The sequence below is a fragment of the Nevskia soli DSM 19509 genome (assembly GCF_000711955.1).
GTDB lineage: Bacteria > Pseudomonadota > Gammaproteobacteria > Nevskiales > Nevskiaceae > Nevskia > Nevskia soli.
In genome coordinates, this window is the sequence record NZ_JONR01000020.1 from 77,267 (window position 1) to 99,229 (window position 21,963).

The 21,963-nt window shown below is 66.8% G+C and carries 25 protein-coding genes; 12 read left to right on the forward strand and 13 right to left on the reverse strand.

From position 1 onward, the window contains the following. Nucleotides 1-8: 8 nt before the first annotated feature. From BP26_RS30875 to BP26_RS30880, 3 genes are all read right to left on the reverse strand, one after another. The gene (locus BP26_RS30875) at nucleotides 9-134 is read right to left on the reverse strand and encodes a hypothetical protein (protein WP_281172722.1); all 126 of its coding nucleotides are present in this window, start codon (nucleotides 132-134) and stop codon (nucleotides 9-11) included. A 168-nt stretch (nucleotides 135-302) separates the two neighbouring features. Continuing rightward, nucleotides 303-560 carry a hypothetical protein gene (locus BP26_RS0111800; protein ID WP_029920786.1) on the reverse strand — a complete coding sequence of 86 codons (258 nt, stop codon included), beginning with the start codon at nucleotides 558-560 and terminating at the stop codon, nucleotides 303-305. A 57-nt stretch (nucleotides 561-617) separates the two neighbouring features. Next, on the reverse strand, nucleotides 618-749 hold the full coding sequence (locus BP26_RS30880; protein WP_281172723.1) for a hypothetical protein: 132 nt from the start codon (nucleotides 747-749) through the stop codon (nucleotides 618-620). A 189-nt stretch (nucleotides 750-938) separates the two neighbouring features. Here BP26_RS30880 and BP26_RS0111810 point away from each other — a divergent pair, with 189 nt between their 5' ends. Continuing rightward, the gene (locus BP26_RS0111810) at nucleotides 939-3,056 is read left to right on the forward strand and encodes a molybdopterin oxidoreductase family protein (protein ID WP_029920787.1); all 2,118 of its coding nucleotides are present in this window, start codon (nucleotides 939-941) and stop codon (nucleotides 3,054-3,056) included. 18 nt (nucleotides 3,057-3,074) lie between these two features. Here the strand turns inward: BP26_RS0111810 and BP26_RS0111815 are convergent, their stop codons facing one another. Both BP26_RS0111815 and BP26_RS0111820 read right to left on the reverse strand, forming a co-directional pair. Continuing rightward, nucleotides 3,075-3,371, reverse strand: coding sequence for a type II toxin-antitoxin system RelE/ParE family toxin (locus BP26_RS0111815; protein WP_245611783.1), 297 nt, complete (start codon nucleotides 3,369-3,371; stop codon nucleotides 3,075-3,077). Then, complete coding sequence (locus BP26_RS0111820; RefSeq protein WP_029920789.1) at nucleotides 3,368-3,652, reverse strand: hypothetical protein; 285 nt, start codon at nucleotides 3,650-3,652, stop codon at nucleotides 3,368-3,370. The genes BP26_RS0111815 and BP26_RS0111820 overlap by 4 nt, the downstream gene beginning before the upstream one ends. A gap of 74 nt (nucleotides 3,653-3,726) precedes the next feature. Between BP26_RS0111820 and BP26_RS0111825 the strand changes: the two genes are divergently transcribed. Genes BP26_RS0111825 through BP26_RS0111840 form a run of 4 tightly spaced genes read left to right on the forward strand, consistent with a single transcriptional unit; the run spans nucleotide 3,727 to nucleotide 7,447 of the window. After that, the gene (locus tag BP26_RS0111825) at nucleotides 3,727-4,806 is read left to right on the forward strand and encodes an aminopeptidase (RefSeq protein ID WP_051748891.1); all 1,080 of its coding nucleotides are present in this window, start codon (nucleotides 3,727-3,729) and stop codon (nucleotides 4,804-4,806) included. Continuing rightward, complete coding sequence (locus tag BP26_RS0111830; RefSeq protein WP_029920791.1) at nucleotides 4,803-5,525, forward strand: 16S rRNA (uracil(1498)-N(3))-methyltransferase; 723 nt, start codon at nucleotides 4,803-4,805, stop codon at nucleotides 5,523-5,525. Before BP26_RS0111825 ends, BP26_RS0111830 begins: the two co-directional genes overlap by 4 nt. A gap of 5 nt (nucleotides 5,526-5,530) precedes the next feature. Then, complete coding sequence (locus BP26_RS0111835; RefSeq protein WP_029920792.1) at nucleotides 5,531-6,853, forward strand: dihydroorotase; 1,323 nt, start codon at nucleotides 5,531-5,533, stop codon at nucleotides 6,851-6,853. Nucleotides 6,854-6,862: 9 nt separating this feature from the next. Beyond that, nucleotides 6,863-7,447 carry a DNA-3-methyladenine glycosylase I gene (locus tag BP26_RS0111840; RefSeq protein WP_029920793.1) on the forward strand — a complete coding sequence of 195 codons (585 nt, stop codon included), beginning with the start codon at nucleotides 6,863-6,865 and terminating at the stop codon, nucleotides 7,445-7,447. Nucleotides 7,448-7,520: 73 nt separating this feature from the next. Here the strand turns inward: BP26_RS0111840 and cysS are convergent, their stop codons facing one another. Further along, a complete protein-coding gene (gene cysS / locus BP26_RS0111845; RefSeq protein WP_029920794.1) occupies nucleotides 7,521-8,906 on the reverse strand; it encodes a cysteine--tRNA ligase in 1,386 nt (461 codons plus the stop codon). Between the two features lie 487 nt (nucleotides 8,907-9,393). Between cysS and BP26_RS0111850 the strand changes: the two genes are divergently transcribed. Further along, a complete protein-coding gene (locus BP26_RS0111850; RefSeq protein ID WP_029920795.1) occupies nucleotides 9,394-10,020 on the forward strand; it encodes a LysE family transporter in 627 nt (208 codons plus the stop codon). Between the two features lie 8 nt (nucleotides 10,021-10,028). After that, nucleotides 10,029-10,991, forward strand: a complete 963-nt coding sequence (locus BP26_RS0111855) for an MBL fold metallo-hydrolase (RefSeq protein WP_051748886.1) — start codon at nucleotides 10,029-10,031, stop codon at nucleotides 10,989-10,991. A gap of 12 nt (nucleotides 10,992-11,003) precedes the next feature. Here BP26_RS0111855 and BP26_RS0111860 read toward each other — a convergent pair whose 3' ends face one another. The 3 genes from BP26_RS0111860 to BP26_RS0111870 form a co-directional block, all read right to left on the reverse strand. After that, nucleotides 11,004-11,612 carry a YiiX family permuted papain-like enzyme gene (locus tag BP26_RS0111860; RefSeq protein WP_029920797.1) on the reverse strand — a complete coding sequence of 203 codons (609 nt, stop codon included), beginning with the start codon at nucleotides 11,610-11,612 and terminating at the stop codon, nucleotides 11,004-11,006. Nucleotides 11,613-11,641: 29 nt separating this feature from the next. Continuing rightward, nucleotides 11,642-12,595 carry a DUF3187 family protein gene (locus BP26_RS0111865; RefSeq protein ID WP_084183025.1) on the reverse strand — a complete coding sequence of 318 codons (954 nt, stop codon included), beginning with the start codon at nucleotides 12,593-12,595 and terminating at the stop codon, nucleotides 11,642-11,644. An 82-nt stretch (nucleotides 12,596-12,677) separates the two neighbouring features. Beyond that, nucleotides 12,678-13,250, reverse strand: a complete 573-nt coding sequence (locus tag BP26_RS0111870) for an NUDIX hydrolase (RefSeq protein WP_029920799.1) — start codon at nucleotides 13,248-13,250, stop codon at nucleotides 12,678-12,680. A gap of 179 nt (nucleotides 13,251-13,429) precedes the next feature. Here BP26_RS0111870 and BP26_RS0111875 point away from each other — a divergent pair, with 179 nt between their 5' ends. Next, nucleotides 13,430-14,251 carry a hypothetical protein gene (locus tag BP26_RS0111875; RefSeq protein ID WP_157572491.1) on the forward strand — a complete coding sequence of 274 codons (822 nt, stop codon included), beginning with the start codon at nucleotides 13,430-13,432 and terminating at the stop codon, nucleotides 14,249-14,251. 138 nt (nucleotides 14,252-14,389) lie between these two features. On the opposite strand, the gene BP26_RS0111880 is transcribed toward BP26_RS0111875, so the two are convergent. Then, on the reverse strand, nucleotides 14,390-15,571 hold the full coding sequence (locus BP26_RS0111880; RefSeq protein ID WP_029920801.1) for an acyl-CoA dehydrogenase: 1,182 nt from the start codon (nucleotides 15,569-15,571) through the stop codon (nucleotides 14,390-14,392). A gap of 177 nt (nucleotides 15,572-15,748) precedes the next feature. Between BP26_RS0111880 and BP26_RS0111885 the strand changes: the two genes are divergently transcribed. Then, entirely contained in the window at nucleotides 15,749-16,240 is a 492-nt protein-coding gene (locus BP26_RS0111885; protein ID WP_029920802.1) for a Spy/CpxP family protein refolding chaperone, read from the forward strand. Nucleotides 16,241-16,351: 111 nt separating this feature from the next. On the opposite strand, the gene BP26_RS0111890 is transcribed toward BP26_RS0111885, so the two are convergent. The 3 genes from BP26_RS0111890 to BP26_RS0111900 all read right to left on the reverse strand — a co-directional run bounded on the left by BP26_RS0111890 (nucleotide 16,352) and on the right by BP26_RS0111900 (nucleotide 18,474). Beyond that, the gene (locus BP26_RS0111890) at nucleotides 16,352-16,630 is read right to left on the reverse strand and encodes a hypothetical protein (RefSeq protein WP_029920803.1); all 279 of its coding nucleotides are present in this window, start codon (nucleotides 16,628-16,630) and stop codon (nucleotides 16,352-16,354) included. Between the two features lie 151 nt (nucleotides 16,631-16,781). Further along, complete coding sequence (locus BP26_RS0111895) at nucleotides 16,782-16,973, reverse strand: hypothetical protein (protein ID WP_157572492.1); 192 nt, start codon at nucleotides 16,971-16,973, stop codon at nucleotides 16,782-16,784. Nucleotides 16,974-17,160: 187 nt separating this feature from the next. Beyond that, entirely contained in the window at nucleotides 17,161-18,474 is a 1,314-nt protein-coding gene (locus BP26_RS0111900; protein ID WP_029920805.1) for an MFS transporter, read from the reverse strand. A 114-nt stretch (nucleotides 18,475-18,588) separates the two neighbouring features. On the opposite strand from BP26_RS0111900, the gene BP26_RS0111905 reads away from it, so the two are divergent. The 3 genes from BP26_RS0111905 to BP26_RS29480 are packed head-to-tail and all read left to right on the forward strand — an operon-like array spanning nucleotide 18,589 to nucleotide 21,959. Next, nucleotides 18,589-19,332, forward strand: a complete 744-nt coding sequence (locus BP26_RS0111905; protein WP_084183026.1) for a GntR family transcriptional regulator — start codon at nucleotides 18,589-18,591, stop codon at nucleotides 19,330-19,332. A gap of 33 nt (nucleotides 19,333-19,365) precedes the next feature. Then, nucleotides 19,366-21,030, forward strand: coding sequence for a malonate decarboxylase subunit alpha (gene mdcA / locus BP26_RS29475; RefSeq protein WP_029920807.1), 1,665 nt, complete (start codon nucleotides 19,366-19,368; stop codon nucleotides 21,028-21,030). A gap of 8 nt (nucleotides 21,031-21,038) precedes the next feature. Next, nucleotides 21,039-21,959 (forward strand): triphosphoribosyl-dephospho-CoA synthase, encoded by a 921-nt coding sequence (locus tag BP26_RS29480; protein ID WP_157572493.1) that lies wholly within the window; start codon nucleotides 21,039-21,041, stop codon nucleotides 21,957-21,959. Nucleotides 21,960-21,963: the final 4 nt, after the last annotated feature.

Consider the following 21,963-nt stretch of genomic DNA (forward strand, 5'->3'; position numbering starts at 1 on the left):
TTGTCCGTCTACTGGAACAACAGGGCGAGAACGAATCCGATGAGGATGCCGGCGAGCAGGCACCAGCAGCCCCATTTGTAGCGCGACTTGATGCGGTACTTCTCGGTTCTTTCGTCGAAGTAGGTCAGATTCACTGGAGCATCCGGCATCAGTGGTGTGAGCAAGGTCCGCGCCCTGAATGTCCCACAGTGGTCTTTCGCGCAGCTTTCACCCGGCGGTGCTGCCGCAGGCGATGACGCGGCACCTGATGGTGCCGCGCCGCCTGGCCGGACCCGGTTTTTCCGGTTGCGACCACCCCCGGCCTAGTTATGGCGGTCGTTGGCACCTTCGCTCTTGTGCAGATCATCCGCCCCTTCGGCCTTGTTGAGGCCGGCCGGCGTTTGCGGTTTCTGCTGCGCGGCGGCGCCGCCGGCCATGCTCCTGGCGGCGTTCTGGTTGAGGGTGGGGGCCGTGCTTGCCGGCACTGGTGCGTTTGCCGGCCGTGCCGGTTGACCATCGGCCAGAACGTCCGCAGCGAGAGCCGTCAGGCCAAGTGCCACGATGGTGATCAGTTGTTTCATGTTCAATCTCCTCGTTGATGGATGCATCGGTTGTGATGGATGCGGCAGCGGGCTACATCAGCCCAGCAGCTTTGCCGCCGTGAAGCCGACGATGAAGCCGGCGCCGAGCGCGGCAAGGGCCCAGCGGACGCGTCGTTTGAGCCGGCGGCGCCCGACGGTCGCGTCGAAGTAGTGCAGTTTCATCGGCATTGCGGCGCTGTTTCCTGTCCCCATGCGATTGGATACGCAGTTCCGGGCGAATCCCGGACATTGCCGGCGGCATCCGCCCGGAACGACTCGTCAAGCAGCCCGGCAGCGGCTATCGTGGGGTACCCGGCGACCACAGCCGGCGGAGGAACCATGACACAAGCCAATCCGGTCGAAAGAGTCGCCGAAACGATTCCCGAAAGAACGCACTTCCGGGCCTGCAATCTGTGCGAGGCGATCTGCGGCCTTGAAATCCGCGTGCGCGGCACGGAAATCCTGTCGATCCGCGGCGACCATGCCGATCCGTTGTCACGCGGCCACATCTGCCCCAAGGCGGTGGCATTGAAGGACATTCACCAGGACCCGGACCGGCTGCGCAAGCCGATGCGCCGCACCGCGAACGGCTGGGAGGAGATCAGCTGGGACGCCGCGCTGGACCTCGCGGCGGAGCGCCTGGTGGCGATTTCGCAAGAACACGGCGCCGCCAGCATCGCCGCCTACTACGGCAATCCGAACGTCCACAACTACGGCTCGATGACGCATGGTTCACGCGCCCTGGCGCCGCTGAAGACGCGCAGCCGCTACTCCGCCACCTCGGTCGACCAGCTGCCGCACCAGCTGCTGGCCTACTGGATGTACGGGCACCAGTTGCTGGTGCCGATCGCCGACATCGACCGCAGCGATTATTTCCTGGTGCTCGGCGCCAACCCGATGGCCTCCAACGGCAGCCTGATGACGGTGCCGGACTTCCGCGCCCGCCTGAAGGCCTTGCAGGCGCGCGGCGGCAGGATGGTGCTGCTCGACCCGCGCCGCACCGAGACCGCCGAGGTGGCCGACGAGCATCACTTCATCCGTCCGGGCACCGATGCCGCCTTCCTGCTCGGCCTGCTCAAGACCATTTTCGACGAAGGCCTGGCGCGGCCGGGCCGGCTGGCGCCGTTCGCCGACGGCATCGAGGCGGCGGCGCAGGCCATCGGCGCGTTCGACGTGGAGACACTGTCTGCGCATTGCGGCATCCCGGCGGAAACCATCCGCCGCATCGCGCGCGAGTTCGCCGCGGCAAAGCGCGCGGCGGCTTATGGCCGCATCGGCGTGTCGATCCAGCGCTGGGGCACCTTGAGCCAGTGGCTGATCCAGCTGCTCAATATCGTCACCGGCAACCTCGACCGCGAGGGCGGGGTGCTGTTCCCGCAGCCGGCGGTGGACATGATCGATTCGCCGGCTTCCAAGCCCGGCCATTTCGCCAGCTGGAGGAGCCGCGTGCGCGGCCTGCCCGAGTTCGCCGGCGAGTTGCCGGTGGCGGCGCTGGCCGAGGAAATCCTGACGCCTGGCGAGGGCCAGATTCGGGCACTGCTGACCAGCGCCGGCAACCCGGTGCTGTCCACGCCCAACGGCGCGCAGCTGGATCGCGCCCTGGACAGCCTGGAATTCATGGTCTCGGTGGACATCTATCTCAACGAAACCACGCGCCACGCCGACCTGATCCTGCCGCCGACCTCGGCGCTGGAGCACGACCATTACGATCTGATCTTCCACGTCTTCGCGGTGCGCAATACCGCGCGCTACAGCGAGCCGCTGTTCGACAAGCCGGAAGGCGCGCTGCACGACTGGGAAATCTTCGAAGGCCTGGGCGCGCGCATCGCGCAGCGGCTGGGGGTGAAGCACCAGCCCTCGCCGCGTCCGGACCAGATCATCGACATGGGCCTGCGCAGCGGGCCGTATGGCGGCATGCGCAAGCACCCGCTGGACCTGAGCCTGGCCAAGCTGAAGCAGCAGCCCAGCGGCATCGACCTGGGGCCGCTGCTGCCGAGCCTGCCGCAGCGCCTGCAGCACGCCGACAAGCGCATCCGCTGCGCGCCGCCGGAAGTGCTGGCGGAACTGGAGAGTTTCGCGTCGGAACTGCCGGAGGCGCTGGTCGACGGCGCGCTGAGCCTGATCGGGCGGCGCCACCTGCGCAGCAACAACTCCTGGATGCACAACTCGGCGCGCCTGGTGAAGGGGCCGACGCGGCACCAGCTGCTGATGCATCCGCAGGACCTGGCGGCGCGCGGCCTGCTGGACGGCAGCGCGGTGCGCATCCGCTCGCGCGCCGGCGAGGTGGTGGTGAAGGTTGAATCCAGCGACGAGGTGATGCCGGGGGTGGTGAGCCTGCCGCACGGCTGGGGGCATGACCGCGAGGGGACGCGGATGGGCGTGGCGCAGGCGCATGCCGGGGCCAGCAACAACGACCTGACCGACGAGACCTATCTCGACCGGCTCTCCGGCAACGCGGCGCTCAACGGGGTGCCGGTGACGGTGGAGGCGGCTTAGGGCCGCCATCCATCTGGGTCATTGGCCGGTATCGTCCGGATACCCGGCTTCGCGTTGATGGCGCACCGCCAGGATCAGCACTGCGTCGTCCATGGCCTCGTAGCTGTAGAGTGCGATGTAGCCGGAATGGCCGCGCGAGACGACCAGCTCTCTCAGGCCTTCTTCCACCGGCCGCCCGATCAGGGGATGGTTCGCCAATACCTCGACCGCTTCCACAATCAGGTCGATGATGGCGGGGGTGGTGGCAGGATCGCTTTCGAGGAGGAAATCGGCGACGCGATCCAGATCGGCCAGCGCGCCCTTTGCATACGTCAACCGCGCCAAGGCTTGGCCTTGGGCCTGGGCGCGGCCTTTCCGATGGCGCGCGAACGAAGATAGGCATGCACTTCGTCGGCCGCATACCCTTTGCCGCTTCGCACCACCTCGGTCCTGGCGGCCCGCGCCTGTGCAACAAAGCCGGCTCTTTGCTCCGCCGCCGTCGCCGCCGAGCGGATGGCTTCGACCATGAATGCATGAGTGCTAACACCCTGAAGCTGTGCGGCGGCGATGGCCAGTTCCTTGACGTCGTCGGGCAGTTTCAGGGAGGTGGTGGACACGCGTGTCGAATCCGGCGATGAGGTGTTACCATAGTAACACCTCAATGGCAAAGTTCAAGCCGCAAGCCTTCCGGATGCCTAGTTCCCGCCTGATCCGTGCCGTCGTCGTGCCGCTGCTGGCCACGATCCTCTGCGGTTGTTCCTCAGTCGACTATTTCACCCACTTGGCGGAAGGCCAGTACGGTGTGCTGTCGGCGCGCAAGCCGATTGCGCAGGTGGTGGCCGATCCTGCCACCGATCCGCGGCTCAAGGAGCGGCTGCAGCTGGCGCAGGAAGCGCGTACCTTCGCCTCGGACAAGCTGGACCTGCCGCGCAATGGCAGCTACACGGTGTATGCGGACGTCGGCCGGCCCTACGTGGTGTGGAACGTGTTCGCCACGCCGGAGTTCTCGCTCAAGCCGGTGACGCACTGCTTCCTTATCGCCGGCTGCGTCGGCTACCGCGGCTATTTCGACAAGGCGCGCGCCGAGGCGGAGGCGAAGGAGCTGGAAAGCCAGGGCTACGAAACCTATGTCGGCGGTGTACCGGCTTACTCCACCCTGGGCTGGTTCGACGATCCGATCCTCAACACGATGATGCGCTGGGACGACGATGCGCTGAACAGCACCATCTTCCACGAGCTGGCGCACCAGAAGCTGTACCTGAAGAACGACACGGCCTTCAACGAATCCTATGCGACCTTCGTGCAGGAGGAAGGTCTGCGCCAGTGGCGCGCGGCGCGCGGGCTGCCGCCGGGGGACAGCATCGCCACGCAGCGCGGCGATGCATTCACGCAGCTGGTGCTCGACGCCCGCGCGCGGCTGGAGAAGGTTTACGCCAGCGGCCTGCCGCCGGAGCAGATGCGCGCCGCCAAGCAGGCGGAGATCGAGCGCCTGCGCGCCGACTATCGCAGCCTGCGCGATACGCAATGGCAGGGCTACAAGGGTTACGATGTGTGGATGGATGCGCCGATCAACAACGCCCGCCTGCTGCCCTTCGGGCTGTATCACAAGTGGGTGCCGGCTTTCGCTGCGCTGTATGCGCAGCAGGGCGGGGACTGGGTGAAGTTCTTCGCCGCGGCGAAAGCCTTGAGCAAGCTGGACACCGCGGCGCGCACGGCCGCGCTGGAGCAGCTGGCGCCGCCCGCGGCGGGTACCGGCGGGACCGCGCCATGACGCGCATCCATGTGGCGGAGCCGCTGTCGGTGGACGCGCATCTCGCCCTCCCGGAAGCCGCCGCGCGGCACGTTGCACAAGTGCTGCGCATGCGCCAGGGCGAGCTGCTCACCCTGTTCAACGGCGCCGGCGGCGAATACGTCGCGGTGATCGAGGCGGTGGACCGGCGCACGGTGCAGGTGCATGTGCAGGACTACCGCGACGTCGAGCGCGAGTCAGGCCTGTCCATGACCCTGGCGCAGTGCGTCGCCAAGGGCGAGCGCATGGACTACACCATCCAGAAGGCGGTGGAGTTGGGCGTGTCCGCCATCGTGCCGCTGCTGTCGGCGCGCAGCGTGGTCAAGCTCGACAGCGAGCGCTGGGAGAAGAAGCTGGAGCACTGGCGCGGCGTGATGCTCTCCGCCTGCGAGCAGTCCGGCCGTACCGCGATCCCGCAGCTCCAGCCGGTGCAGAAATTCGATGCCTGGCTGGCCGCCTCCGGCACGGGGCCGCGCTTCGTGCTGGCGCCGGGCGGGCATCATTCATTGAAGCAGTTGCCGCAGGCGCAGGCGGCGACCCTGCTGGTGGGGCCGGAAGGCGGCCTCAGCGACGAGGAAATCGCGCTGGCGGTGCATCGCGGCTTTACCGCCATCGGCCTGGGGCCGCGCGTATTGCGTACCGAAACCGCGGGAGTGGCCGCCCTGGCTGCCCTGCAAGCACTGTGGGGCGACTTGGGGTAAATATCATGCTGATTACCAATGCCGTGCTGGTCAACGAAGGGCGCCGCTTCGAGGCGGACCTGCTCATCAAGGGCGAGCGCATCGAGAAGATCGCGCCGAAGATCTCCGCGCCCGCGGGGGTCAAGGTGCTCGACGCCAAGGGCAGGTTCCTGCTGCCGGGCATGGTCGACGACCAGGTGCATTTCCGCGATCCGGGGCTGACCCACAAGGGCGACCTGTCGACCGAGTCGGCGGCGGCGGTGGCGGGCGGCACCACCAGCTTCATGGACATGCCCAATGTCATTCCGCAGACGGTGACCCGCGCCGCCCTGGCCGACAAGTACCGCATGGCGCAGGGCCGCGCCCACGCCAACTATGCCTTCTACTTCGGCGCCACCAACGACAACGTCGAGGAGATCGCGCGGCTGGAGCCGGGCGAGACACCGGCGGTGAAGATCTTCATGGGTGCTTCCACCGGCAACATGCTGGTGGACAACCCGGTGACCCTGGAAGGCATCTTCGCGCGCTCGCCGGCGATCCTGCTGACGCACTGCGAGGACACGCCGCTGATCAAGCGCAACGAGGAAGCGGCGCGCGAGAAATACGGCGAGGACGTGCCCTTCTCCGAACACCCGCACATCCGCTCGGTGGAAGCCTGCTACAAGTCGACCGAGCTGGCGGTGGGCCTGGCGAAGCGGCACGGCGCGCGCCTGCACGTGCTGCACCTGACCACGGCCCGCGAGCTGGAGTTCTTCCAGCCGGGGCCGGTGAAGGGCAAGCAGATCACGGTGGAAGCCTGCGTGCATCACCTGTATTTCGATGAGTCGCGCTATGCCGACCTCGGCAGTTACCTCAAGTGCAATCCGGCGGTGAAGAGCGCCAGCGACCGCGTCGCCCTGGTGGCGGCGGTGCGCGAGGGCCGCATCGACATCATCGCCACCGACCACGCACCGCATACCAAGGAAGAAAAGGCGCAGAAGTATTTCAAGGCGCCGTCCGGCCTGCCGCTGGTGCAGCACTCGCTGCTGGCCCTGTTCGAGCTGATCGCGCGCGGCGAGCTGGACCTGGAGACGGTGGTGCAGCGTGCCATGCACGCGCCGGCCGAGCGCTTCGGCGTGCAGGAGCGCGGTTTCCTGCGCGAAGGTGCCTATGCCGATCTGGTGTTGGTCGACCCCAACAGGCCGACCGTGGTGACGCCGGAGAGCGTGCTGTACAAGTGCGGCTGGTCGCCCTTCGACGGCCATACCTTCGCCGCCAGCATCGCTTCGACCTGGGTCAACGGCGAACTGGCCTGGGACGGCAGCAAGGTGCTGGCGCCGCGCGGCCAGCGGTTGCGCCTGGGCGCCTGAGCGCTTGCGATGAAACAGAAGACGCGCTGCAGCTGGGCCGGCGAGCAGCCGCTGATGCAGGCCTACCACGACGAGGAATGGGGCCGGCCGCAGCATGACGACCGCGTGCTGTTCGAGTTCCTGATCCTGGAAGGGGCACAGGCTGGCCTGAGCTGGAGCACCATCCTCAACAAGCGCGAGAATTACCGCCGCGCCTTCCACCAGTTCGACGCCAAGAAGATCGCGCGCTACGGCGACAAGGATCGCGAGCGCCTGATGGGCGATGCCGGCATCGTGCGCAACCGCCTCAAGATCGGCGCGGCCATCGGCAACGCCCAGGCCTACCTGGAGCTATGCCGCACCGAAGGCAGTCTCGACGCCTGGCTGTGGCGCTGGGTCGACGGCAAGCCGGTGGTCAACCGCTGGACCGGCATGGGACAGGTGCCGGCCCGCACCGAGCTGTCGGACCGCATCAGCAAGGATTTGCAGAAGCGCGGTTTCAAGTTCGTCGGCACCACCATCATCTATGCCTATCTGCAGGCGGTGGGGGTGGTGAACGATCATGTGGTGGGGTGTTTCTGCCACGCCGAGTCGAGTGGGCGCGGCAAGAAATAATCGATTCCGCGCAATGTAAATCCCCTCTCCTCACATTCGTGGGAAGAGGGGATTTACAAGTCAGCTGACGTTTTCACTCGGCGTCGACATACCGCCAGCGCGTGCCCTGCGCGGAATCCTCGATCAGTACGCCGCGGGCCTTGAGGTCGTCGCGGATGCGGTCGGCTTCCTCGAAGTTCTTCGCCTTCTTGGCGGCGGCGCGCTGGGCGATGAGGCCCTCGATTTCCGCCGCCTCGGGGGCGCCATCGCCGTGGGCGCTGGGCAGGGCGAACCAGGCTTGTGGCGGCTGGTGCAGCAGGCCGAGCAGGTCGCCGGCGTCACGCAGCTGGGCGGCGAGGCGGGACTTGTCTTCGGCGGTTTCGGCCTTGTTGAGGTTGCGCGCCAGTTCGAACAGTTCGGCCAGGGCGGCTGGGGTGTTGAGGTCGTCTTCCAGGGCGGCGACGAAGGCTTCCGGGGCCTTGGCGTCGGAGGGAGCGACTTCGCCGGCGTCGCGCAGGGCGCCGTAGAGGCGATCCAGCTTGCGCCGCGCGTCGGGGATGGTTTCGTCGTTCCAGTCCAGCGGCTGGCGGTAGTGGCCGGTGAGCAGGCCCATGCGGATGGCTTCGCCGGGAGCGTGCTTGAGCATTTCGTGCACCAGCAGGACGTTGCCCAGTGATTTGGACATCTTCTCGCTGTTCATGGTGACGAAGCCGTTGTGCAGCCAGTAGCGGGCGAAGATCTTGCCGCCGTGGGCGCAGGTGGACTGGGCGCGTTCGTTCTCGTGGTGCGGGAAAACGAGGTCGTGGCCGCCACCGTGGATGTCGATGGTGTCGCCGAGCAGGGCTTCGGCCATGGCCGAGCATTCGATGTGCCAGCCGGGACGGCCGCGGCCCCAGGGCGAATCCCAGCCGGGCAGGTCGGGGGTGGACGGCTTCCACAGCACGAAGTCGCCGGGGTCTTTCTTGTAGGGCGCCACTTCCACCCGCGCGCCGGCCAGCATTTCACGGGTGTCACGCTTGGATAACTGGCCGTAGTCGGCGTAGGTGGCGACCTGGAACAGCACATGGCCTTCGGCGGCGTAGGCGTTGCCCGAGGCGATCAGCCGCTCGATCATGGCGATGATCTGCGGGATGTGTTCGGTGACCTTGGGCTCGTGGTCGGTGGGGGCCACGCCGAGGGCGGCGAGGTCCTCGTGGAAGGCGGCGGCATAGCGGCTGGTGATGACGCCGATCTCCACGCCTTCCTTCACCGCGGCGGCGTTGATCTTGTCGTCGATGTCGGTGATGTTGCGGGCGTAGGACACGCCGGGGTAGCGGCGGCGCAGCACGCGCGCCAGCACGTCGAACACCACCGGCGGCCGGTAGTTGCCGATGTGGGCATAGTTGTAGACCGTGGGGCCGCAGACATACATCGTGACCCGCTGAGGGTCCTGCGGTTCGAAGGTTTCCTTGCGGCCGGTGGCGGTATTGTGGAGCTGCATCGCGGCGGGCTATCCAATTGGGCGGGCGAAAGCCGCGCAAGGATACCCGCGCTACGGGGTGACTGTCAGATTTCGGGTCGGCCCCGGGGCCGGATTCGGGCCCGGAAGCACCGGAATGGGGCGCAGGCCGGCGCTCTAAAGCAGGCGGCTGACCACCACGCCCAGCAGGACTCCTGCGGCAAAAGCCCAGCCGGCCCAGACGTAGCGCCGTTTGTACCGGTTCCGTCCGAGACGGTTGTCGTAATACGTCATCATGCGCTGAACCCTGCCCCCGCTGTCCGCGATAGCATGCAGTCTGTTACGGGGAGTTCCGATGAAGGTAGTAAATACTTACTACACTTGATCGACTGTACGTCTACAGCGCAGTTTGTAGCAGCTTCCATGCCGCACTCCGTGTGGGGGGCCGCCCGGGTTGCGGGCCGCGCGGGTTCAAAAACGGCGCCATCCTGGCGCTACCCTCTGCGTTCATTGTACCGAAGGACACCTTTTGAAGCTGGAAACCTGGTTCACTTTCTTCATCGCGGCCTGGCTGATTTGTCTCTCGCCCGGCCCGGGTGTGCTCTCGAGTGTGACTGCCGGCATGCGCTGGGGGTTCCGCCGCGCGCTGTGGAACATTCTGGGGCTCGAAGTCGGGTCAATGATCCTGATCGGCACGGTCGCCACCGGCCTCGGCGCGGTGCTGTCGGCCTCGGTGGTGGCATTCAACCTGATCAAGTGGTGCGGCGCCGCCTACCTGGCGTATCTCGGGGTGCAGCAGTGGCGCGCGCCGGTGCGGCCGCTGGTCGCCGAGGACTTGGGCGAGGTGCTGCCGTTCGCCGCTTCCTCGATCTTTCTGCGCGGCCTGCTGATCAACGTGAGCAACCCGAAGGCAATCCTGTTCACCCTGGCGGTGACGCCGCAGTTCGTCGATGCCGCGTTGCCGCAATGGCCGCAATACCTGACCATCATGGCGACGCTGCTGTTCACCGATTCGGTGTCGATGTCGATCTATACCGCGCTGGGCGCGCGCGCCTTGCAGGCGTTGCGTTCGCCCGGCGTGATCCGCTGGACCAACCGTGGCTTCGGCAGCCTGTTCATCGGTGCCGGCGCGGCGCTGGCCGCGTTCCGGCGTTAGAGGGTTCCATGGCCCGCTACAGGAATCGCTACCCGCATACCGGCCACGGCCTCGGCGCCGCGCTCAAGTGGATGCGCGAATTCCGCAAGCAGAAGTGGGATCCGGTCGACTTTCCGCTGGCGCAGAACGATCCGGCCTGGCTCAAGGCCAACCGCAGCCAGGACTGCCTGACCTGGGTCGGCCATTCCACCTTCCTGTTGCAGCTCGGCGGCCTCAACCTGTTGACCGACCCGCATTTCAGCGGGCGCGCCTCGCCGTTTTCCTTCGTCGGACCGGTACGCACATCCCCGCCGGGCCTGGGCTTCGATGATCTGCCGGCGATCGACCTGGTGCTGGTGTCGCACAACCACTACGACCATCTCGACGAGCAGAGTGTGCGGCGCATCGCGCGGGATCACACACGGGCGCAGTTCGTGGTGCCGCTGGGCCTGGCGAACTGGTTCCGCGCACACGGCATCGAACGGGTCACCGAGCTGGACTGGTGGCGTTCGGTGGAACTGGGGGCGGCGCGCGTCAGCGCTGTGCCGGTGCAGCACTTCTCCGGGCGCGGCGTACATGACCGCGATGCCACCTTGTGGTGCGGCTTCGTGGTGGAACTCGCCGGCCGCAGGATCTTCTTCGCCGGTGATACCGGCTACTCGCGGGATTTCGCCGATATCGCCGAGCGTTTCCCGCCGATGGACCTGTCGCTGCTGCCGATCGGCGCCTACGACCCGCGCTGGTTCATGTCGCCGGTGCACGTCGATCCCGCCGAAGCGGTGCGCATCCACCAGGACCTGCGCAGCCGGCTGTCGGTGGCGATGCACTGGGGCACGTTCCGGCTCACCGCGGAGCCGCTGGACGAACCGCCGCAGCTGCTGGCGCAGGCGCTGTCCGCGGCGGGTATCGCAGCGGAGAAATTCACGGTGTTCCGCCATGGCGAAACGCGGCTGCTGGATCTGGATGCGGGAGCGACGCTGCCGCCGATCTGAATCCGGCCGGCTTCAGTCCTTGGCTACGGTCACCAGCAAGGAGGACTGGAACATTGCGACCGGGGAGATCACCGGCTCGTCGAGCGGGATGTGGTCACCATAACGTTCGTGCATCTTGGCCTGCACGATGGGGTTGGAAAGGTTGAAATCCCTGATGTGCTGCAAGCCGCCGATTTCAAGCCCGAGCGCGTTCTTGTAGGCCTTCCACACCAGTTCGGAGCAATACATCCGGTCATCCGACCATTCGAACACGGCGTCATAGGGGCGTCCCACGAAGTGCTTCGCACTGCTTTCGAGGCGCTGCAGGGCATCGGGAGTAAGGGCTCGGTCCGCGTCGATCAGTCGTTTGACGACGTAGTGGTGGCCGCTGCCCCGTGCAATCCAGTGATCCAGCGGGGTGTAACGCACCGTTGCTTCGGCTTCGAGGACGTACGGCTTGCCGTCGCGGAGGATGATCAGGCCCATATGGCTGTACTTCGAGCCCGTGGCCAGCTGGATGGCGCGGCTCTGGGAGGACAGCGAGGTCTGGAAGATGATGTCGCCTCCCATGACTGCGGGCGTCGAAGCGCCGGCCCTGCAGGCCGCGACGATCAGGGCCAGCAGCAGGATGAAACGTTTCAAGGGAGCGTCCTTGCTACAGGTCTTTGCATTCAGTTAAGCGACACACCCAGAAACACACCGAAGTCGGGCGAGGCGAAGACGCTGGCCTTTTCCTGGAAGCCGAGGCTGACCGAGGTGAGTTTCGAAATGCGGTAGCTGGTGCTGAGCGTCAGCGGCGCGGCGACGTGGTCGAGCGCGCCCAGTTCACTGCCCTTGTACGGCGCGGCGTGGATGTAGACCTGCAGCTTGGCATCCCAGTCCGGGGTGAAGCGCACGCCCAGGCCGGCCGCGCCGAAGGGCAGGCCGTGCTTCTGCAGTTCCGGCAGCACGTCGCCGCTGCCGGTGTAGCTGTAGCCGGCCGAACCGTACAGCGTCAGCCAGTGGAAGAAGCCGTGCAGCGGCAGGCCGCCGTCGAGCCAGGCGGCGCCGCCGAAGGCGCCGCTGCCGGAGAGGTGGCTGGCGTCGCCGGTCGGCAGCTGCAGCATGGCGCGGGCCACAAGGTGGTCGGCGATCTGGTAGCCGGTGCCGAGGCGGATGTCGCCGAAGGTGACGCTGCCCTGGTCGACGTTGAGCAGCTGCTGACCATTTCGGGTGTACTGGTAGTGGTAGGCGTTCTTCGGCACGTCTTCACGGCCGCCGTTGGGCAGGCCCCAGAAGTTGTGCCAGCCCTGGATGATGGAATCGAGGATGCCGCCGCCCTGCGACAGCACCGGCACGAACAGGCCGGCTTCCCAGTGATCGGTGATGCCGTAGTGCAGGTCGTAGGAGAGCTGGGTGACTTCGCCGTCGATGAGGATGGTTTCCGCGTCGTTGGAGCGGGCCACGTATTCGTTGGTATCGTTGAGGTAGAGGCGCAGCTTGAGACCGCCGCCGGGCAACACTTCGGTCCGGCCCAGGGCGGGCAGCGCGAAACCGCGTGCCAGCGCGCCCATTTCCACCGGTGGTGGGTCGTCGGCGAATGCGATCGGGCAGATGGCCAAAGCGAGAAGTGCTAGACGACGCATGGAAGCTCCCTGTTGTGGTCCCGCTCCGGTCCCCGACCGGGTTCTGCATCGGGCCCCGGACCGGGCCAGATTCTAACCGGCTTTAATCGCCGCCGAGCTTGACGTGTTCTTTCACCGGCAGGCGTACGGTGAGGTGCAGTTCGTGGAAGTCCCTGGCGCCCCGTGCCCGGTCCTCGAAGAAGAATTTGAGGCCGTGGTAAACGGTGGGAAAGGCGATCTCCCCCCACGGGATCTCGTCTTCGCGCATCAGCCGGGTTTCGGAGCTTTCGTGGGTGACGCCGTGGTGGTCGTTCAGCATGCGGCCGCGATGCAGCATGTAGACCTGGCTGACATAAGGCACGGTAATCACCGCGAACAGGTCGTCGATCTCCACCAGCGCCTGCGACTCCTCCAGCGTTTCCCGCGCCGCGCCCTGGGCGCTGGTCTCGCCCAGTTCCAGAAAGCCGGCTGGAAAGGTCCAGAAGCCCAGGCGTGGTTCGATGGCACGGCGGCACATGAGCACGCGGCCGTCGGCGGCTTCCGGTACGCAGCCGGCGATGATGCGGGGGTTGTGGTAATGAATCGTTCCACAGTGGTCGCAGACATGGCGCGGCAGCTGGTCGCCCGGCGGAATCCTGAATTCGACCGAATGACCGCAGGCGCTGCAGAACTTCATCAGGTTTGCAGAGGACATAAGCGCTGGTTGCGGGCTGGAAATGCTGCTGCCGAAGGGTAGCAGAGTAAGTGGCAAAAGGCTGGATTTAGACGAAAAAATCGGACATCATCGCAACAGAACTAATGCCGGAGCGCAGGCCGTCGCGCGATCCGGCTCCGCACCACCAGGCAGGGGGAGTCATGAAAAAGGTTTTGGCGTCGATACTGCTGCTTTCCGCAACCGCGACCGTGCATGCGCAGGGTTTGATGAAGAGCGTGGGCGGAGGTTCCAGCGGCAGCTCCGACTCGCAGGCCTCTGCCGATTCCTTCGACGACGACCGCAAGTACAATTTCTACGTCGGTGCCGACCTGCAGAACACCAAGCTGTCGATCTCCAACTCGGACAGCTTCAGCGGCCTCGATTCCACCAGTTACGACAGCAAGTTCTGGGACGTTCGCGCCGGTTACCGCCTGTTCAAGGTGGTCGGCATCGAGGCCCATTACGGCATCCCCGACCAGGACGATGGCGACCCCGGCCGCTACAAGAAGCGCAATTACTACGGCATCTTTGCCGTGCCCACCGCCAACGTGTTCGACCTGTTCGAGATCGGCTTCCCGGTGGGCTACACCAACTCCGGCATCACCGTGAACGGGCAGACTTCCGCCGGCACCAGCGCCGTGGTGGAGAAGCACCTCAACAGCATCGCCTACGGCGCCAACCTGGAGATACCGGTGCGGGTGTTGTGGCGGGCGCTGCCGGACGTGCGCCTCACCGGCGGCGGCATGGTCTATTACCAGCGCAGCGATGCGCGTGAATACGGCTTCCACTTCGGTTTGCGCTATGACTTCGGCTTCGGTTCGAATGCCGAAAGTGCGCCCGCGCCGTCGTCCGATTCGGCTCCGGCCGAAGCCCCCGCTGCCGATACCGCTGCCCCGGCCGACTCCACGCCGGCTCCGACGGATGCTGCCCCTGCCCCGGCAGACGCCGCTCCCGCCCCGGCGGATGCGACGGCGCCGAAGTAGCCTGGATCCGGCTCGCTTGGTCGAGCCGGCGCGGAATCGCTGGAACAAGCTGAATCGAAAGGGCGGCCGAGGCCGCCCTTTCGCGTTTCCGGATCTCCTGGCCAGGCGCGCGATGGAAGCTTGGCAAGCGATACGGCCCTAGCTGAAAGCCTGGATGCCGGTTTGCGCGCGCCCCAGAATCAGGGCGTGCACATCGTGCGTACCCTCGTAGGTGTTCACCACTTCCAGGTTGACCAGGTGGCGGATCACGCCGTACTCGTCGGAGATGCCGTTGCCGCCGAGCATGTCGCGCGCGGTGCGGGCGATATCCAGCGCCTTGCCGCAGGAATTGCGCTTCATGATCGAGGTGATTTCCACCGCGGCGGTGCCGGCGTCCTTCATGCGGCCCAGGCGCAGACAGCCTTGCAGGGCCAGGGTGATTTCGGTCTGCATGTCGGCCAGCTTTTTCTGGATCAACTGGTTGGCGGCGAGCGGGCGGCCGAACTGTTTGCGGTCCAGCGTGTATTGCCGCGCGCTGTGCCAGCAGAACTCCGCCGCGCCCAGCGCGCCCCAGGAGATGCCGTAGCGCGCGGCATCGAGGCAGGTGAAGGGGCCCTTCAGGCCGCTGACGCCGGGCAGCAGGTTTTCCTCCGGTACGAATACCTCGTCCATGACGATGCCGCCGGTGATGGAGGTGCGCAGGCCGACCTTGCCGTGGATGACCGGGGTGCTCAGGCCCTGCATGCCCTTGTCGAGGATGAAGCCACGGATTTTTCCGTCATCGGTCTTGGCCCACACCACGAAAACGTCGGCGACGGGGCTGTTGGTGATCCAGGTCTTGGCGCCGCTCAGCTGGTAGCCGCCGGGTGCGGCGCGGGCGCGCGTGACCATCGAGCCGGGGTCGGAGCCGTGGTCCGGCTCGGTCAGGCCGAAGCAGCCGATCCACTCGCCGCGCGCCAGGCGCGGCAGGTATTTCTGCCGCTGCGCCTCGCTGCCGAAAACGTGGATCGGCACCATCACCAGCGAGGACTGCACGCTCATCATCGAGCGGTAGCCGGAGTCGACGCGCTCGATCTCGCGCGCGATCAGGCCGTAGCTGACGTAGTTGAGTCCGGCGCCGCCGTATTCCTGCGGGATGGTCGCGCCGAGCAGGCCGAGTTCGCCCATCTCGCGGAAGATGGCGAGGTCGGTGCGTTCGTGGCGGAAGGATTCCAGCACGCGCGGCATCAGCCGATCGCGCGCATAGGCGGCGGCGCTGTCGCGCGCCATGCGCTCTTCGGCTTCGAGTTGCTCGTCGAGCCGCAGCGGATCGGCCCATTGGAATTCGGCGGCTTCATGCATGGCGTTGCTCCGGATCGAGTCGGCGCCGTCAAGGCCTGAGCCCGAGGCGTGCAGTGAACTGTGCGGCAGATTGCCCATTTTTGCAGGGTTTACCGATCTTTACGCCACGGCAACGCTTATAAACCCGGGGGCGGCGTCCAATGTTTGCGTACTCCCACGCGCCTCCCAGGAACATCCATGCGTAAATTGATCTTTCTTCCCGCTGTCGTGCTGGCCGCGGCCATGCTCTCCACCGCCGTCGATGCGCAGGATCAGGCTGCCGGTCCCGATGGCCACCATGGCTGGCACCACCACCATCGCGGCGGCGCCATGATGCACGAGCTGAAGGAGCTGAACCTGAGCGACGCGCAGAAGGCCAGCGTCAAGGCGCTGTTCGAGACCAGCCATCAGCAACTCAAACCGCAGTTCCTGGCGCTGATGACGCAGCGCCAGGCGCTCAATGCGGCCACCCCCGGCTCTCCCGCCTTCCAGAACGCCGCCGCCAGCCTGGCCCAGGCCGCGTCAGCCGCCGCGAGCGCCCGCGTGCAGGAAGAAGCCACGCTGCGCACGCAGATCTACGGCCTGCTCACCGATGCGCAGAAGTCGCAGCTGGCGACGCTGCAGGCGCAACATCAAGCGAAGGTCGCCGCCTGGCAGGCCGAGCACGCCCAGGCCCAGTCCGCGAACTAATCCGCAATGCGGGCCGCATCACCAGGCCCGCGTCGGCACAATCGCCGGCGCGGGCTTTTGCTTGTTTGAACAGTCCCGACAGGACGTCGGGTAGTTGGGACAGGATGTCCATTAACTACACTGATTGCGCAGGAAGGCCACGGCATCCGGCACCGAGGTGAACTGGTGCTCGTCGTCCGCCGCCGGGCGCTCGACCAGCCAGGCCGACAGGCGCACGCCGGTATCGCGACGTTGCGCGCGGCCCAGCCGCACGCAGAACGGCGCGCCGTTCGGTACCAGCTCGATCAGGGCCTGTTCGAAATCGGCAAGCAGCGACATCGGCTTGTCCGCCCCGTCCACGATCCTTCTCAATTCTTCCGCGGTTCCCCGCGTCAACACGATCTTCTTCACGACTTCTCTTCCTTCGCGTGCTGCGCGCACGCATGCGCCCCTGCTGCTGGTGCCGGGCGGGTTCGGAAGAGGTTTGGTGCCGCTTGAAGCTGGTAAACCTGGGTCTTCGTTTCCCGTCTGGCGAACCTGACGGGAGGGGACCGGTCAGGTATTACTGGACGCGATGAGCTCGCGCTTTGCCGTTAATGACAATGTTCTGCGGCTGTTTGTTGCTGCCAAACTGCTGCGACATCGACACGGCAAGGCTGGTGGACATGCGCCAGAGCCCGTGCGCACGCACGCAGGCATAGGCGGCGCCGGAGCGCATGGCCTGTGCAGCGATGGTGTGGGTCTGGTTCAGCATGTTGTCAGCGGTCAAAGGTGATGCAGATGAGCCGATGTTAGCCGGGCGAGATGACGCTTTCAAGTAGCGGGCGCGGCAAAGTCAAGACTATTCGAGTCTGGGAGCTGCGTGTTTCGAGGATGGGCGAAACCACATCGGCACCGGCCGCAGACTGCTGCGACCGGTGCCGCGCGAGGCTTGAAGCCGTTCAATCCGGCAGGCGCAATCCCTTCGTCTCCATCGCGAACGGAATGATCAGTAGCCCCAGCAGGAAGGCGAGGGCGGTGGTCGCCACCGGGATGCCGAGACTGCCGTAGCCGTGGATGGCGTTGCCGAGCAGGAAGTTCACGCCGGCACCGATCAGGCGGCCGAATGAGGTGGCGAAGGCGAAGGCGGTGGCGCGCACCACGGTGCCGTACTGCTCCGGCAGCCACAGGCTGAAGATGGCGAAGTTGCCGCCGAAGAAGCCGAGGAAGAACAGCACGGCGATGAAGGGCACTAACCCGTTCGGCAGGTAGAAGGCCCAGCCGAAGCTCAGCCAGATGCAGACGGCCATGCCGATGAAGAAGAACGCGAGGGTCTTGCGGCGGCCGACGCGCTCGGCCAGGAACGGCGCCAGCAGGCAGCCGAGGATGGTGCCGATCGACAGCAGGCCGGTGCCGAGCGAGGCGGTGCGCACCGCGGCGGCGGTGTCCATGCCTTCCTTCTTCGCCAGGCTGATGATGGCGCTGGGCTCGTAGACCGCGCCGGCCCACAGTCCGATGATGGCCACGGTGAGCAGGGCGGCATTGACGATGGTGCGGCGGCGGTACTGCGCGTTGAAGATCTGCGCCAGCGGGCTCGAGGCCTTGACCAGCGCCGCGGTGGCGTTCTTCGCCCACTTCTCCGGCTCCTTCACCTTGAACACGATGTAGAGCGAGAGCAGTACCGGGGCCAGGCCGCAGAGGAACATGGCGCGCCAGCCGAAATGTGCGCCCACGGTGAAGTTCAGCGCGGCGGCGAGGAAGAAGCCGGTGTAGTAGCCGGTTTGCAGATAACCGGCGCCCATCTTGCGGCGATCCTCCGGCCAGGCTTCGGCGACGTAGGTGCCGGCCAGGGCCCATTCGCCGCCGATGCCGATGCCGGCGAGCAGGCGGAACAGGCCCAGTTGCCACACGTTCTGCGACAGCGCCGCGGCGCCGGTGAAGACGGCGTAGACCACCACCGAGGCGGCCAGTACGCGGGTGCGGCCGAAGCGGTCGGCGATCGGCCCCCAGATGAAGGCCAGGCCCCAGCCCACCAGGAACAGCGCGAACAGGATCGAGCCGACCAGGCCGACATTGGCGGGGGAGCCGTCCATGCCGGACTTGGGCAGCAGCTCGGTCAGCGCCGGGCTCAGCACCAGGGCATAGATGAATGAATCCATGCCGTCGAGGGTCCAGCCGGTCCAGGCCGCCCAGAAGCCGGTGATCTGGTTGCGTGATAGCTTGCTGCGCTTGCCGGGAACGGCTGTCGCCGCGGCCGGATTGGAAATACCGCTCATGATCTTCTCCTCCATCGTCTCGCGGCTGGGCCGCGTTTCCTGTTGGTACGGTTCGCCGCCGGAGCGGTCGCCGTGCTGCTTGCCTCGATTTCGGATATTGTATACAGTATGCAAATGACGAACACAAGCTACCGCTTCGGCAACCCGCTGCTCGGCCGGCTGAGTTCGCCGGAGCTGATCGCGGAGTCCCTGCGGCAGGCGATCATCGAAGGCCAGCTCGGGCCGGGCGAGTCGCTGCGGCAGGAAAACCTGGCGCAGCACTTCTCGGTCAGCCGCATCCCGGTGCGTGAAGCGCTGCGCCAGCTGGAGAGCGAGGGCTGGATCGTGCTCGAGCGCAACCGCGGTGCCCGCGTCAGCGCGCTGAGCGCCGACGAGGTGCGCGAGATCTACGAGATCCGCGCCTCGCTCGAAGTCACCGCCCTGCGCCTGGCGGCGCCGCGGCATACGCCGCAAAGCCTGGATCGCGCCGCTGCCATCCTGCGCGCCGCACATGGCGAGGCAGACCGCTCCCTTCATGTCCAGCACAACCGCGAATTCCATCTGGCGTTGTATGCGCCGGCCGGGCGTCCGCGCCTGTCCGCGATGATCGATTCGCTGCACAGCCAGGGCGAGCGTTACCTGCGCCTGAAGCTGGACCTGCCGGCGTACAAGCAGCAGTCGGACGACGAGCACGAGCAGATTCTCGCGGCGGTGCGCGGCGGCGAGATCGAAACCGCGGTGAGGATTCTCGAACCGCACCTGTTGCAGACCGGCGAGATGGTGGCGCGTTACCTGGCCGAGCATCTCGCGGACAAGGCGCCGGGCAGCGGCAAACGGCGCAATGGGGTCAGGAAGACCGGTGCAGCGGCCGGCGCATAATCGCCGGGCCGCAACGAAGGAGCAGCGATGGGCATGAAGCAAACCGCTGGCGAAGCTGCACACGCCGGGCGCTCATGGACGACCTTGCGCGACGCCAAGGCGCGGCGCCTTGCCGCGCTTGGCGCCCCGGCCGGCAACAAGGTGCTCGAAGCGCGCGCCATGGTGGAGACGCTGCAGAAGCTGCTCCAGCCGGGCGACCGCGTGGCGCTGGAAGGCAACAACCAGAAGCAGGCGGACTTCCTGTCGCGCGCGCTGGTGCAGGTCGATCCGCAGAAAATCCACGACCTGCATCTGCTCATCTCCACCATCAGCCGTCCCGAGCACCTGACGCTGTTCGAGCGCGGCATCGCGCGCAAGCTGGATTTCTCCTTCGCCGGGCCGCAGAGCTTGCGGGTGGCGCAGCTGCTGGAAGACGGCAAGCTGGAGATCGGTTCGATCTATACCTACGTCGAGCTGTACGCGCGCATGTTCATCGACCTGACGCCGCACATCGCGCTGGTCTGCGCCGAGAAGGCCGATGCGCAGGGCAATCTCTACACGGGCCCGAACACCGAGGACACGCCGACCATCGTCGAGGCCACGGCGTTCCGCCACGGCATCGTCATCGCCCAGGTCAACGAACTGGTGGACGAGCTGCCGCGGGTCGACATCCCCGGTTCCTGGGTCGACTTCGTGGTGGTGGCGGACAAGCCTTTCGCGGTCGAGCCGCTGTTCACCCGCGATCCGCGCCACATCACCGAGTTGCAGGTGCTGATGGGCATGATGGTGATCCGCGGCATCTACGAGCGCCACGGTGTCACCTCGCTCAACCACGGCATCGGCTTCGACACCGCCGCCATCGAGCTGCTGCTGCCTACCTACGGCGAATCGCTCGGGCTCAAAGGCAAGATCTGCCGCAACTGGGCGCTCAATCCGCATCCGACGCTGATCCCCGCGATCGAGAGCGGGTGGGTGGAGAGCGTGCACTGCTTCGGCAGCGAGGTCGGCATGGAGGATTACATCCGCGCGCGGCCGGATATCTTCTTCGTCGGCGCCGACGGCAGCCTGCGTTCCAACCGCGTGCTGTGCCAGCTGGCAGGGCAGTACGGCGTCGACCTGTTCATCGGCTCGACCCTGCAGATGGATGCCGACGCCAATTCCTCCACCGTCACCCTGGGCCGGCTCGCCGGCTTCGGCGGCGCGCCCAATATGGGCCACGATCCCAAGGGGCGCCGCCACAGCAGCGCGCCCTGGCTCAACATGATCACCGCCGACGCGCCGGTGGTGCGCGGGCGCAAGCTGGTGGTGCAGCTGGCGGAGACCTTCAAGAAGGGCGGCACGCCCACCATCGTCGAGTCGCTCGATGCGATCGAGGTCGGCAAAAAGAGCGGCATGCCGATCGCGCCGGTGATGATCTACGGCGACGATGTCAGCCACGTCGTCACCGAGGAAGGCATCGCCTACCTGTACAAGACCGACAGCGGCGAAGAGCGCCGCGCCGCCGTCGCGGCCATCGCCGGCGCCACGCCCATCGGCCTGCGCGCCGATGCCGCGCGCAGTGCCGCGCTGCGTGCGCGCGGCGTCATCGCTTATCCCGAAGACCTCGGCGTCTCGCCCATGGCGGCGAAGCGCTCGCTGCTGGCCGCGCGCAGCATCGAGGATCTCGCCGCCTGGTCCGGCGGGCTATACCGGCCGCCGGCCCGCTTCCGCAGCTGGTAGGAGTTTCCATGAGCGCCATCGGCACCGCCTTGCGCGTCTCCGTCAGCCAGCGGCTGACGCGCTGGCGCGAGCGTCCGCAATTCCATTCCCGGCAGCTGGCCGACCTGGCGGTGGAATCGCTGATCGCGGAAGCCCTGCTCACACCCAAGCCGGCGCTGGTCGACCAGCGCGGCCCCGGCGCGCACCGCGACCTCGATCTCGGCCGCCTGCTGCGTTCCGCCCGCTCCCTGCGCGGCGCTTTCCTGGAGATGGCGATGGTCGCCGCCGGCCGCGGGCCGGACCAGGCGTTGCGCGAAGAGTTGGCTGCAATCGGCCGCGCCGGCGAGGCCGACATGCTCGCCGCCACCGAGGGCAGCAATGCGCATCGCGGCGCCATCTGGGTGCTTGGTTTGCTGATCGCCGCGCGTGCCAGCGGTGGTGCCGGCGCCACGCCGCATGAAGTCGCCGCAGTCGCCGCGCGCATCGCGCAGTTCGAAGACCGCCATGCGCCGCGCCTGGATTCGAACGGCCTGCGCGTGTGCGAGCGTTACGGCGTGGCCGGCGCACGCGGCGAAGCCCATGCCGGCTTCCCGCACGTGGTCGATATCGGGCTGCCTGCGCTGCGGGCCGCGCGCGATCAGGGCGCGGACGAAACCTGCGCGCGGCTCGATGCGCTGATGGCGATCATGTGCAGTCTCGACGACACCTGCCTGCTGCATCGCGGCGGCTGGCCGGCGCTGCGCACCGCGCAATCCGGCTCCGCCGCCGTGCTGGCGGAGGGCGGGACGTCCAGCGCCGAAGGTTGGCGCGCTTTGTTGCGCCTGGACGCGGAGCTGCTGGCGCTGAACGCCTCCCCGGGCGGCTGCGCCGACCTGCTCGCCGCCTGCCTGTTTCTCGACCGCGCGCAGCCGCTGGCCGCCGCGCGCGCCCCACATTCCTCGACGAGGTAATCCG